The organism is Sphingomonas sp. (assembly GCF_035910975.1).
Lineage (GTDB): Bacteria > Pseudomonadota > Alphaproteobacteria > Sphingomonadales > Sphingomonadaceae > Sphingomonas.
The window spans coordinates 441413-454541 of the sequence record NZ_JAMHWM010000029.1; the positions used below are offsets into that span (position 1 = coordinate 441413).

11 protein-coding genes are annotated in these 13129 nt (G+C 66.8%); 6 read left to right on the forward strand and 5 right to left on the reverse strand.

Annotation, left to right across the window (positions count from 1 at the left end; translation table 11 throughout):
- Nucleotides 1-36: 36 nt before the first annotated feature.
- Nucleotides 37-1728, reverse strand: a complete 1692-nt coding sequence (locus VYI76_RS08555; RefSeq protein ID WP_326525067.1) for a class I adenylate-forming enzyme family protein — start codon at nt 1726-1728, stop codon at nt 37-39.
- 199 nt (nt 1729-1927) lie between these two features.
- Here VYI76_RS08555 and VYI76_RS08560 point away from each other — a divergent pair, with 199 nt between their 5' ends.
- From VYI76_RS08560 to VYI76_RS08585, 6 genes are all read left to right on the forward strand, one after another.
- A complete protein-coding gene (locus VYI76_RS08560) occupies nt 1928-3151 on the forward strand; it encodes a serine hydrolase domain-containing protein (protein WP_326524339.1) in 1224 nt (407 codons plus the stop codon).
- A gap of 93 nt (nt 3152-3244) precedes the next feature.
- A complete protein-coding gene (locus VYI76_RS08565; RefSeq protein WP_326524340.1) occupies nt 3245-5275 on the forward strand; it encodes a 3-hydroxyacyl-CoA dehydrogenase NAD-binding domain-containing protein in 2031 nt (676 codons plus the stop codon).
- Between the two features lie 77 nt (nt 5276-5352).
- Entirely contained in the window at nt 5353-6537 is a 1185-nt protein-coding gene (locus VYI76_RS08570) for an acyl-CoA dehydrogenase family protein (RefSeq protein ID WP_326525068.1), read from the forward strand.
- Between the two features lie 92 nt (nt 6538-6629).
- A complete protein-coding gene (locus VYI76_RS08575) occupies nt 6630-7757 on the forward strand; it encodes an acyl-CoA dehydrogenase family protein (RefSeq protein ID WP_326525069.1) in 1128 nt (375 codons plus the stop codon).
- 37 nt (nt 7758-7794) lie between these two features.
- On the forward strand, nt 7795-8694 hold the full coding sequence (locus VYI76_RS08580; RefSeq protein WP_326524341.1) for an acyl-CoA thioesterase: 900 nt from the start codon (nt 7795-7797) through the stop codon (nt 8692-8694).
- Between the two features lie 85 nt (nt 8695-8779).
- Complete coding sequence (locus tag VYI76_RS08585; protein WP_326524342.1) at nt 8780-9304, forward strand: hypothetical protein; 525 nt, start codon at nt 8780-8782, stop codon at nt 9302-9304.
- Nucleotides 9305-9308: 4 nt separating this feature from the next.
- Here VYI76_RS08585 and VYI76_RS08590 read toward each other — a convergent pair whose 3' ends face one another.
- Genes VYI76_RS08590 through VYI76_RS08605 form a run of 4 tightly spaced genes read right to left on the reverse strand, consistent with a single transcriptional unit; the run spans nt 9309 to nt 13026 of the window.
- Nucleotides 9309-10106: an SDR family NAD(P)-dependent oxidoreductase gene (locus tag VYI76_RS08590; protein WP_326524343.1), complete on the reverse strand. Its 798-nt coding sequence runs from the start codon at nt 10104-10106 to the stop codon at nt 9309-9311.
- A gap of 15 nt (nt 10107-10121) precedes the next feature.
- Complete coding sequence (locus VYI76_RS08595; protein WP_326524344.1) at nt 10122-10889, reverse strand: SDR family NAD(P)-dependent oxidoreductase; 768 nt, start codon at nt 10887-10889, stop codon at nt 10122-10124.
- Nucleotides 10886-11947, reverse strand: coding sequence for a phosphotransferase family protein (locus VYI76_RS08600; protein WP_326524345.1), 1062 nt, complete (start codon nt 11945-11947; stop codon nt 10886-10888). The genes VYI76_RS08595 and VYI76_RS08600 overlap by 4 nt, the downstream gene beginning before the upstream one ends.
- Nucleotides 11944-13026 carry a Zn-dependent alcohol dehydrogenase gene (locus VYI76_RS08605; protein ID WP_326524346.1) on the reverse strand — a complete coding sequence of 361 codons (1083 nt, stop codon included), beginning with the start codon at nt 13024-13026 and terminating at the stop codon, nt 11944-11946. The genes VYI76_RS08600 and VYI76_RS08605 overlap by 4 nt, the downstream gene beginning before the upstream one ends.
- Between the last annotated feature and the right edge of the window lie 103 nt (nt 13027-13129).

Genomic DNA, 13129 nt, shown 5'->3' on the forward strand with positions numbered 1-13129 from the left:
GGCACGCGACGACCGTCCGCCTGCGCCCCCCATCCGTCATTCGCGCGCGAACTGTGCCTTCAGGTCCTTCTTCAGGATCTTGCCGTTGGCGTTGCGCGGCAGGACGTCGGCGGAGAAGCGGATTTCGACCGGCACCTTGAACGCCGCCAGGCGCTGGCGCACCCAGTCCTGCAACTCGGCCTCGGTCGCCGTCATGCCGGGTGCCAGGTGGACGACGGCGGCCGGCTCCTCGCCCAGCGTGCGATGCGGGATGCCGATCAGCGCGCAGTCGGTGACGGCGGGATGGGCGTAGAGCACGTCCTCCACCTCGATCGAATAGATGTTCTCGCCGCCGCGTATCACGATGTCCTTGGCGCGATCGACGATGTAGCAGAAGCCTTCGTCGTCGAGCCGCGCGAGATCGCCGGTGCGCACCCATCCGTCGATGAAGGTCTCGGCACTCGCCTCGGGCTTGTTCCAATAGCCCTTCACCACCATCGGCCCGCGCGCCCACAGTTCGCCCACCTCCCCGGCGGGCAGGTCCCGCTGTCCCTCGACGTCCATGATCTTGAGGTCGGCGGTCGCCACCGCCGCGCCGCAGCTCGTCGGGCGGTTCAGATAATCCTCGGCCGCGTTGGTGGTGACGGTCGCGGTCGTCTCGGTCATGCCCCAGCCGTTCGACGGCAGCGCGCCGAATTCGAGGAAGATGCGCTTGACCAGCTCGGGCGCCGACGGTGCGCCGCCATAGCCGATCGCCTCCAGGCTGGAGAGATCATAGTTCGCCCGCTCGGGATGTTCGAGCAGCTGCCACGCGATCGTCGGCACGCCGCCCGTCACGCTCACCTTCTCGCGCTCGATCAGCGCCATCGCGGCGACCGGATCCCATTTGCGCATGAAGACAATCGTCGATCCCGCCGCGATCGCCCCCATCATCATCGCCGAACAGGCGGTGACGTGGAACAGGGGGATGACGGTCAGGATCACCTTGGGCGTCGGCGCGGGTATTTCGTCGCCCCGCCGCAGCAGCATCCGCGCGCCGGCATAGGCCGCCGACAGGATATTGGTCGCGAAGTTGCGGTGGGTGCCCAGCGCGCCCTTCGGGGCTCCGGTCGTACCGCTGGTGTAGAAGATCGTCGCGTCGTCGTCGGGATGAATCCCGGTCTGCGGGAACGCGATTTCGGGAAGCGTCGTCCAGCCGGCCGACGGACCGATCAGATCGTCCAGCGACCGCGCCTTGCCCTCCAGTGTCCCTTGCGACCGCGCCACATACACGTGATCGAGATCGGGCAGCGCGTCATAGCATTGCGCCAATCGGGCGTGGCGTTCGCAATCGACGAACAGCCATTTCGCGCCCGAATCCTTCATGCCATATTCAAGCTCGCCGCCTGTCCACCAGGCGTTGAGCGGGACGCAGATCGCGCCCAGCGCCATGCTGGCGAAGAACACGACCGGCCATTCGGGCAGGTTGCGCATCGTCAGCGCGATGCGATCGCCCTTCGCGACACCCATCTCGCGCATCTTCGTCGCCAGGTGCGCGACGGCGCGGACGGTAGCGTCATAGCTCACCCGCTCGCCTTCATGGATCACGAAAGGGCGGTCGCCGTGGCTGCGGCCGAACTGGATCAGCAGCGCCAGGGTGGGCGGCGCGTTCTTCCACACCCGCGTCGGCACACCGCGGATGTCCACCGTCTCCATCTCGAACATCGCCCCTGGCGCACACAGGACGCCCTCGATCTCGTCGAGCGACATCCGGGGCCAGCTAGGATCAAGCGCGATCAGCGGTTCGTCGGACACAGGAATCCTCTCGTCAGTTGAAGATCGGGTTTGGAACACCCGTCGATTTGCATGCAAGGCTAGACTTGATTCGCGGCCCGCTCAAGGCGATAGAGACCGCGCATCGCGAACGCCGGGTCGCTCGCTAGTTTCGAACACGGGGTATGGGACAGGCATGGAGTTGGCGACACCAGAGAATCACGGTTTCGATAGCGCTCGCCTGGCCGCGATCGATGCCTTTCTGAAGTCGCGCTACGTCGATTCGGGTCGCTTCGCGAACACCCAGCTGCTGATCGGCCGCGACGATGCGATCGTCCATTTCGCATCGCGGGGCATGGCGCGCGAGGGTGGAACGGTGCCGGTCGACGCGTCCACCATCTTCCGCATCGCCAGCATGACGAAGCCCGTCACCTCCGTGGCGTTCATGCAGCTGCTGGAAGAAGGTCGCGTCGCGCTCGACACGCCGGTGCACCATGTCGTGCCCGAGCTGAAGGGCACCGGCGTCTATGCCGGCGGCGGAGCCGGGGTGCCGTTCGCGACGTCCCCCACCGCGCAGCCGATGCGGATGATCGACCTGCTGCGCCACACCTCCGGCCTGACTTATGGTTTCCAGAACCGGTCGAACGTCGATGCCGCCTATCGCGAGGGCCGGATAGAGAGCTGGCACGGCAACCTCGACCTCGACGGGTTCGCAGCGGCGCTAGGCAAGCTGCCGCTCGAATTCTCGCCGGGCGAGGCGTGGAATTATTCGGTGTCGACCGACGTGCTGGGCCTCGTCGTCCAGCGAATCGCGGATCGGCCGCTCGGTGAGATCTTCCGCGATCGTATCCTGACCCCGCTCGGCATGGACGACACCGGCTTCGCGGTGGCGGCAGACAAGGTCGATCGCCTCGCCGACTGCTACACCTTCGTCCCCGGCAAGGGCCGGGTTATGTACGATCAGGGCGCCGCGTCGGCGTGGAGCCGGGAGCCGACCCTGGTGTCGGGCGGCGGCGGGCTGGTGTCGACCAGCCTAGACTATCATCGTTTCTGCCGGATGCTGCTGGGCGGCGGCACGCTGGACGGCACGCGCATCCTGTCCCGCAAGTCGATCGATCTGATGACGATGAACCACCTGCCCGGCGGCGGCGACCTGGCGAGCATGAGCCGGTCGATGTTCTCGGAAAGCACCAATGCCGGGGTCGGCTTCGGCCTGGGCTTCGCCGTCACCACCGATGTCGCGCCCACCCTCGTGCCGGGGTCGGTCGGCGAATTCTACTGGGGCGGCCTGTTCTCGACCGCCTTCTTCATCGATCCTGTCGAACGGATCATCATGATCTTCATGACCCAGATGTCGCCAAGCAGCACCTATCCGGTGCGGCGAGAGCTGAAGACGATGATCTATTCGGCCCTGAACTGATCCCACTTTCCTGTTTCCCCGCAAAAGACGGGGCCCAGGATCGACCCTTTGGCTACCGGACCCCGGCCCCCGCCGGGGAACAAGGAGATAAGCGTGACCAACCCCATCACCACCCGCCAGGACGGCGAGGTCCTCGTCATCACCTCGAACAACCCGCCGGTGAACGCGCTCGGTGCGGCGGTACGGCAGGGGCTCGACGCGGCGCTGAAGGCGGGCCTGGCCGATGACGGGGTGAAGGCGATCGTCATCCGCTGCGACGGGCGTACTTTCTTCGCCGGCGCCGACATCACCGAATTCGGCAAGCCGATGGTCAGCCCACATCTGGGCGAGATGATCGACGCGATCGAGGCGAGCGCCAAGCCCGTCGTCGCCGCGATCCACGGCACCGCGCTGGGCGGCGGGTGCGAGGTGACTCTGGGTTGCCACTACCGCATCGCCGTTCCATCGGCGAAGATCGGCACGCCCGAGGTGAAGCTGGGCCTGCTGCCCGGTGCCGGCGGCACCCAGCGCCTGCCGCGCCTGGGCGGCGTCGAGCTTGCCGCGACGATGTGCGCGACCGGTGACCCGATTACTGCCAAGGTGGCGCTTGCCGCCGGCCTGATCGACCGGCTGGCGGGCGAAGATACGCTGGAGGCCGACGCAATCGCCTTCGCGCAGGATGTCGTAGCGCAAGGGCCACGCCCGACCCGCGATCAGCCGGTCAAGGGCGACGCCTCAGCCGTGGACAAGGTAGCCGAGGCCAACAAGCGCAAGTTCCGCGGCTTCGACGCGCCCGCCGCCAACCTCGCCTGCGTCCGCAAGGCGGCCGAGGGCGTGCCGTTCGATGAAGGAATCGCGTTCGAGCGCGAACAGTTCATGAAACTGATGTTCGGCGTGCAATCCGCCGCGCAGCGGCACATCTTCTTCGCCGAACGCAAGGCGTCGAAGATCGACGACGTGCCGCAGGACACGCCGCTGCGCCCGATCCGCAAGGTCGGCGTGATCGGCGCCGGCACGATGGGCGGCGGGATCAGCATGAATTTCCTGTCGGCCGGCATCCCGGTGACGATCGTCGAGATGCAGCAGGACGCGCTCGATCGCGGCACCGGCACTATCCGCAAGAATTACGAGGCGACCGCCGCCAAGGGCCGGATCAAGCCCGAGCAGGTCGAACAGGCGATGGGGCTGCTCACACCCACGCTCAGCCTCGACGACCTCGCCGACGTCGATCTGGTGATCGAGGCGGTGTACGAGAACATGGACGTCAAGAAGGACATCTTCGGCAAGCTCGACGCCATCTGCAAGCCGGGCGCGATCCTGGCGAGCAACACCAGCTACCTCGACGTCAACGAGATCGCGGCATCGACGAAGCGGCCCGAGGACGTGGTCGGCATGCACTTCTTCTCGCCGGCCAACGTCATGAAACTGCTGGAGGTGGTGCGCGGCGACAGGACCGCGGGCGACGTGCTGGCGACCGTGATGGACCTCGCCAAGAAGATCCGGAAGGTCGCGGTGGTCGCGGGCGTATGCCACGGCTTCATCGGCAACCGGATGCTGATGCCTCGCCAGGTCGAGGCGATGAAGCTGTTGATGGAAGGCGCGACGCCCGAACAGGTCGATCGCGTCCATGTCGAATTCGGGATGCCGATGGGGCCGTTCCAGATGAGCGACCTCGCCGGTGTCGATATCGGCTGGCACCGCGATCCGACCCGGATCGAGAGCATCCGCGATGCGCTCGCCGCGGAGAACCGCTGGGGGCAGAAGACCAAGGCGGGCTTCTACGACTATGACGACAAGCGCAATCCGTCGCCCTCCCCCCGCGTCGCCGAGATCATCGAGGATTTCCGGAAAGCAACCGGAACGCCACAGCATGAAGTGACCGACGAGGAGATCGTCGAACGCACGCTCTATCCGATGGTCAACGAAGGCGCGCTGATCCTGGAGGAAGGCAAGGCGCAGCGCGCGTCGGACATCGATGTCGTTTGGATCTACGGCTATGGCTGGCCGGTCTATCGCGGCGGCCCGATGTTCTGGGCAGACACCGAAGGGCTCGGCAAGATCGTCGCGGGCCTCGAGAAGCACGGCTTCACGGTGGCGAAGCTGCTCAAGGACAAGTCCGACAAGGGCGAGCGGTTCAACCAGTAGGTCGTCGTCCCGGCGAAAGCCGGGGCCTCATGCAGCATGAGATGCCGGCGTGCGCCGGGATGACGGTGGAGATGATGATGACCCAGGATCTCGATACCTTCCGCGCCGAAACCCGCGCCTGGCTGGAAGCCAATTGCCCGCCCACGATGCGCCAACCCGCGCGGTCGGAAAAGGACACCGTCTGGGGCGGGCGCGACCAGTCCGCGCTGACGCCCGACCAGAAACTCTGGATGGACCGCATGGGCGCGCGCGGCTGGACCGTGCCCGACTGGCCCGCCGAATATGGCGGCGGCGGGCTTTCGCCGGCCGAGAGCAAGGTCCTGCGCGAGGAAATGCGCGCACTCGGCTGTCGCAATCCACTCTCCAGCTTCGGCATATCGATGCTCGGCCCGGCCCTGCTGAAGTACGGCAACGAGGCGCAGAAGAAGCGCTTCCTCCCCGAAATCGCGCGCGGCGAGATCCGCTGGTGTCAGGGCTATAGCGAACCCAACGCCGGTTCGGACCTAGCCGCGCTCGCGACCAGCGCAGAGGACAAGGGCGATCACTTCCTCGTCAACGGACAGAAGGTGTGGACCAGCTATGCCGACAAGGCCGACTGGATTTTCTGCCTCGTCCGCACCGACCGGACGACCAAGCAGGCCGGCATCAGCTTCGTACTGTTCGACATGGCGTCCGAAGGCGTATCGACGAAGCCGATCCTGCTCATCAGCGGATACTCGCCCTTCTGCGAAACCTTCTTCGACAATGTCAAAGTGCCGAAGGAAAACCTCATCGGCGAACTCAACAAGGGCTGGGACGTCGCCAAATATCTGCTCGGGCACGAGCGCGAGATGATCTCCGGCATGGGGCTCGGCCTGTCTAGCGGCGGAACGTTGGTCGGCAACGCGATCGATCGCCTGGGGCTGGACGAGCACGGCCGCCTCGCCGATCCGATCCTGCGGGCCCAGATAGCGACCCACGAGGTGCGCGCGAAGGCGTTCGCGGCGATGTCCGAACGCTTCATCGATGAACTGAAAGCCGGTCGCGCCCACCCTGCCCAGCCGAGCATGATGAAATATTACGGCACCGAGCTGAACAAGGCGCGCCACGAGCTGGAGATGGCGGCGGGCGGATCGGACAGCCTCGAATGGGAAAGCGACCGCTCCGGCACCGGCACCGCGCCGCGCGCCTGGCTGCGCACCAAGGCCAATTCGATCGAGGGCGGGACGAGCGAGGTCCAGCTCAACATCATCGCCAAGCGGATCCTGGAACTGCCTTCCTGACCGTCGCTTCGGCGAACGCTCGGGCACGGCTCGACGTACAATGCCTGCCGCACCAGATTCCGGCGTTCGCCGGGATGACGAAAGTGAAGAAGATGCCTCTCTATCTCGACGACGATCAGTCGATACTGCGCGACACGGTGAAGGATTTCATCGCCGAGACCGCTCCCGTCTCCCACATGCGCGGCCTGCGCGATGCGAACGATCCGACCGGTTTCAGCCGCGACCTGTGGAAGCGCTTCGCCGAGATGGGCTTCACCGGCATCCTCATCCCGGAAGCCGCGGGCGGCCTCGGCCTCGGCCATGTCGAGGCGGGAACGGTGCTGGAGGAAATCGGGCGCAACCTGTCCCCCTCACCCTTTCTGACCACGGCGGTGGCGGCGGTCGAAGCGCTGAAAGGCACGGCCCATGCTGCGCAGCATTTCCCCGGCATCCTCGCCGGTGACACCGTCGCGGCGCTCGCGATCGACGAGGGGCCTAAGCACCGCGACGCGATCGCGATGCGGGCCGAACGCGCGGGCAACGGTTTCCGACTGCACGGCGCGAAGCAGTTCGTCACCCACGGCCATGTCGCCGATCTGCTGATCGTCGCGGCGCGTACCGCCGGGAGTGCGAAAGACGACGCCGGCATCACCCTGTTCGCCGTTCCGCGCGACGCCGCGAACCTTACCGCGACGCCCGAACGGCTGGCCGACGCAAGCATCGCTGCCCGCCTTTCGTTCGACGGGGTCGAGGTGGATTCGGATGCGGTGATCGGCGATGTGGACGGCGGCGCGGCCAATCTCCGGCGTCTGCTCGCCGCCGGTCGCACAGGCGCCGCGGCGGAAATGCTTGGCGTCGGGGGCGGCGCGATGGACCTGACCAATGCGTACCTCAAGGAACGCAAGCAGTTCGGTGCGCTGATCGGCAGCTTCCAGTCGCTCCAGCACCGCGCGGCGCACCTCTATTCGGAAATGGAAGTCGCTCGCGCCGCGACGCTCAAGGCGCAGCAACTGCTCGACGCCGCAGACGATGGCGCCGACACGGCGGTGTCGGTCGCCAAGGCGATGACCGGCCTCGCCACCACGCTGGCGGTGCAGGAAGGCGTGCAGATGCACGGCGGCATCGGCATGACCGATGAATTCGATATCGGCTTCTACATGAAGCGTGCGCGCGTGCTTGAGGAGATGTTCGGTGACGCGAACTTCCACGCCGATGCGCTGGCGCGGAAGGCGGGCTATTGACGATGCCGCGCTACGCCGTCCAGGGCACGCGGACGTGATGACCGACACCACACCCCCCGCCCCCGCCGATACGCCTGAGGCCCTTGTCGGCCAACTCGTCGATCTGCTCGACGTCGAACAGATCGACGTCGATCTCTACCGCGGCCTGCGCAAGCCCGGCGGTGTCGGGCGGGTGTTTGGCGGCCAGGTGATCGCCCAGGCGCTGCAATCGGCACAGCGCAGCGTCGACGGCAAGGACGCCCATTCGCTCCACGCCTATTTCATGCGACCGGGTGACGAAGATTTCCCGATCATCTACCGCGTCGTGCGCGATTTCGACGGCGGCAGCTTCGCTACCCGGCGCGTGATCGCGATGCAGCAGGGCAAGCCGATCCTCAACATGGCGGCATCGTTTCAGCGTGCGGAGGGCGGGCTGCACCACCAGGACGTGATCCCGGACGTGCCGATGCCCGAGGACCTGCGCGACGAGCAGGCGCTGCGGCTCGCCCATATCGACGAAATCCCGGAAAAGCTTCGCGCTTTCTTCCTGCGCGCGCGGCCCATCGAGCTTCGCCCGGTGTTACCACGATCACTGACGCGGCCCGAGCCGACGGAGCCGGTATCGCATAGCTGGTTCCGCGCCGCCGCACCGCTGCCCGACGATCCTGCGCTGCACCGCGCGGTGCTCAGCTACGCCTCGGACATGGCACTGCTCGGCACCGCGATGCTGCCGCATGGGAAGAGCTGGCTGACCGATCGCATGCAGACCGCCAGCCTCGATCACGCCGTGTGGCTGCATGAGGCTTTCCGCGCCGACGAATGGTTGCTCTATACCACCGACAGCCCCTGGTCCGGCCATGCGCGGGGTTTCAACCGTGGTCGCATCTTCACGCGCGACGGGCGACTGGTCGCGAGCACGACCCAGGAAGGGCTGATGCGGATGCGCGACAAACCCTGACGGCCTGCCGTTCGCAGCAAATTGCTGGACCGACGAAGAAGCATGCGGGAACGTTCGGAGCGCACCGCTTTGGGAGGTTCCTTCGATGATCCGAGCCCTCGTCACCGCCGCCCTGCTCGCCGCCCCGCTACCCGCCGCCGCACAGACCGGCAACGACGGCACCTATGCCCAGCCGATCGACATGCGGACGGAAGGGATGCGCCGCCAGCGCTTCATGTCCCCGCCGCCGTTCAACGTACGCCCGGTCGGCCATGATTGCTGGCAGGTCGGTTGCCTTACGGTGTTCAACGAGACGCAGGATTACGTGCTGACCGGGCTGTTCCTCGACACCGCCCTGCCCGGCACGCGGCCTGATCCGGTGTGGAGCCCCAACCTGCTGCGCCGCAAGGTCGGCCCGCGCAACGTCGTGTGGTCGCTCAAGCTGGGCGACGACACGATGTGCGACCTTGCCGCGCGCGTAGAGCTTCAGCACCGCAAGACCGGCGAGCGCATAGTCGAGTTCGGCGAGATGAGCCTGTGCAAGAGCCCGCGGATCGATTCCGTTTTCCGTATCCGCACGCCAGAGCCGGGCAAGCTCGTGCCGCGCGTGATCGTCGAGCAGCCGGCCTGACCGGTCAGACCGCCGTACGGCCGTAATCCTGCTTCGTCACCGGGTGGCTGGACGAGAGGCCGCCGTCGACCGCGATCGCCTGGCCATTGACGTAACTCGCCGCGTCGGAGGCGAGGAACGCGGCGACCTCGGCAAGTTCCTCCGGCTGTGCGCCACGACGCAGCGGGTTGAGCCGGCCGACGCGGTCGAGCTTTCCGACGTCGCGGGCGTAATCGAACGTCGGCTTCGTCATGCCCGTCTCCGTCAGGCCCGGACAGATCGCGTTGACCCGCACGTTCGATCCCGACAATTGCTGGGCAGCAACCGCCGCGAGATTGATGACCCCGGCCTTGGATGCCGAATAGGCGGGAGAGCCCGCGCCGGAACGGATACCGGCGACGCTGGCGGTCAGCACGATCGCGCCCCCGCCGCGCTCGGCGATACGCGGCGCGGCGTGCTTGATCGCGAGGAACGGCCCGATCAGGTTGACGCGCAGCACGTCGCTGAACAGCTCGGTAGATGTGTCGAATATGTTCGCCATCCCGCCTGAGATGCCGGCGTTGGCGAACATCACGTCCAGCCCGCCAAAATTCTCGCAGGCGATGGCGATCGCGCGGATCACGTCGGCTTCGTTCCCGGCGTCGATCTGGAGCGCCTCCGCGGTGCCGGCGGCCGCGCCGATCATCTCGGCCGTCTCATCCGCCGCGTCGGTGATGTCGGCGCACAGCACCCGTCCACCTTCCCGCGCGAACAACAGCGCAGCGGCGCGGCCGATGCCCGACCCCGCGCCGGTGACGACGATCGACTTACCCTGAAAACGCATCCTGCCCTCCACCGATCAGATCGTGACGCCGCCGTCGATCACCATCGCCTGCCCGGTCATGAAGCCGCTCGCGGGGCTGGCGAGATAGACCACCGCCCCGGCGATCTCGTGCGGCGCGCCGATCCGGCGCAGCGGCACGCGGGCGTTGACCTCCGCCGCCCGATCCGGGTCTTCCCACAGCGCACGGGCGAAGTCGGTCTTCACCAGCCCCGGCGCGATGCAGTTCACCCGCACGCCATGCGGCCCCAGTTCATGCGCCATGTTGCGCGCCAGCGCCATGTCGGCGGCCTTGGACACACCATAGGCGCCGATCGTCGGGGTGCCGCGAATGCCTGCGATCGACGAGATGAGGACGATGCTGCCCTCGCCACGCGCCACCATCTCGGGCGCGACCATCTGGATCAGCCAGTGGTTGGACAGGACGTTGTTGTCGAGGATCTTGCGGAACTGCGCATCCTCGATGCCCGACATCGGCCCGTAATAGGGATTGGACGCGGCGTTGCAGACCAGGATGTCGATCCGCCCGAACGCCGCGCGCGCGGCATCGACCAGCGCCTGAAGCGCGTCCTTGTCGGAGATGTTCGCCGCGACCGCGATCGCCGTACCGACGCCGAATTCTTCATTGATCGCGGCAGCGACGGCATCGCACGGTTCCTGTCTTCGGCTGGAGATGACGACGCGAGCGCCATGTTCGGCCAGCGCCTCCGACGTCGCCCTGCCGATCCCCTTCGACGATCCGGTGACGATCGCCACCTTGCCGGTGAGGTCGAACAGCTTCCTCACTTCGCGCCGGCCTGCTGGGCGAAGCTCCAGGCCGCCTCCGCCAGCCCATACACCCGCGCCGCCGTCGCCTCCGCCTGGGCGCTGGACGCGGTGCCGTTGACGATCCGCTTCTTCACGCCCTGGACGATGCCGGTCAGGCGGAACAGGTTGTAGGAGAAATACCAGTCGAGATCGGGCAGCCCGTCACGGCCCGTCGCCTCGCAATAGCGCGCGACCATGTCGTCGATCGTCGGGATACCACTGTCGCCGCCGTCACGCCCCTTGATGCCAGAGCGGCCTTCGGGTTCGGTCACCCAGTTCATCAGGAAATAGCTGAAGTCCGCGAGCGGATCGCCGAGCGTCGAAAGCTCCCAGTCGAGCACCGCGATGACGCGCGGTTCCTCGCTCGCGAAGATCAGGTTGTCGATGCGATAGTCGCCGTGGACGATGCTCGTCGCTGTCTGCGCCGGCAGGGTCGCGGGCAGCCATTCGATCAGCCGCTCGACATGCGGCATATGCTCGGTCTCGGACGCGCGATACTGCTTCGTCCAGCGCGCGACCTGCCGTTCGAAATAATTGCCCGGCTTCCCGTAATCGCCAAGCCCCGCCGCGACGTGATCGGTGGTGTGGAGCGCGGCAAGCGTATCGCACATCGCGTTGTAGATCGCGGTGCGTTCGGCCGGCGCATAATCGGGCAAAGTGCCGTCCCACAGGTTGCGCCCGTCGGCAAATCCCATGACGTAGAATTGCGCCCCGATCACGCCCTCGTCGGTGCACAGGCCATAAGGCCGCGCGACCGGAAATCCGGTGGGGTGGAGTCCCGCGATCAGGCGATATTCGCGATCGACCGCATGCGCGGACGGCAGCAGCGGGCCATAGGGCTTTCGGCGCAGCACATACCGCCCCGACGGCGCATCGATCAGATAGGTCGGGTTCGACTGCCCGCCCGCGAACTTACGATAGGTCAGCGGGCCTGCGAACCCATCGACATTCGCGGCCATCCACGCGGTCAGTGCGGATTCGTCGAGCCGATCCCGGTCGGCGACCTCGATCGTCTGCGGGGCCTCGCTCTCGATCATGCGAAAGTCACCACGCTGCGCGTCGCGTCGCCCTTGCGCAACTCGTCGAACGCATGGTTGATCCGTTGCAGCGGAATACGCTCGGCGATGATGCTGTCGAGGTCGAGCAGGCCGCGCAGGTAGAAATCGACGAGGCGGGGAATATCGACCGGGAAACGGTTGGCGCCCATCAGCCCGCCCTGCAGCTTCTTGCCAGACAGCAAATCCATCGCCGACAGCCCGACCTTTTCGGCCAGCGGCATCATGCCCAGAATCGTCGCGGTGCCGCCGCGCCGCAACACCTTCACCGCGGTCGCCGCCGATTGCGGGCGACCGACCGCCTCGATCGCGTGGTGGACCCCGCCGCCGGTCAGCTCGACCACTTCGTCGGCAACCGTTTCGCTCAGCGCGTCGAGGCTGTGGGTCGCACCTAGTTTCTCGGCGAGCGCGCGCTTCTCCGGCACCGGATCGATCGCGATGATCCGCCCTGCACCCGCGATCTTCGCCGCATTGACCGCGGCGAGCCCGATCCCTCCGCAGCCGACCACCGCCACCGTCTCGCCGGGGTCGAGGTCGCAGCAGTTGAACACCGCCCCGGCCCCGGTCGTCACCGCGCACCCGATCAGTGCCGCGCGATCGAGCGGCATGTCCCTGTCGATGGCGACACAGGCATGTTCGTGAACCAGCATCTGTTCGGCATAGGCGCTGAGGTTCAGCATCTGCGCGACCGGGGCGTCGCCCAGCATCAGCCGAGGCGCCTCGCCCTTGCCGCGCCGGGTGTCGCCGCCCAGGCACAGATACATGTTGCCGGTGACGCAGAACTCGCAATGCCCGCAAAAGGCACTGAGGCAGGTGACGACATGGTCCCCCACCGCAACCGACCGCACCTCGCTGCCGACCGCCTCGACCACACCCGCCGCTTCATGGCCGGGGATCGTCGGCATGGCGTGCGGATAGGCGCCGTCGACGAAGTGGAGGTCGGAACGGCAGACGCCGACCGCGACGGTGCGGATCAGCACCTCGTGCAGGCCGGGCGCGGCGACGGCCACCTCCTCGATCGAGAGGGGCTGTTTCGCCTCAAACAGGACGGCTGCTTTCATCTTCCCCTCCCGTGATCGCCCTCACCCTTCCCACCGCCTGCGGCGGCCGGCCCCCTCCCTCTCCCAACGGGAGAGGGAAGGAGGCGCGAAGCGCCGGAAGGGT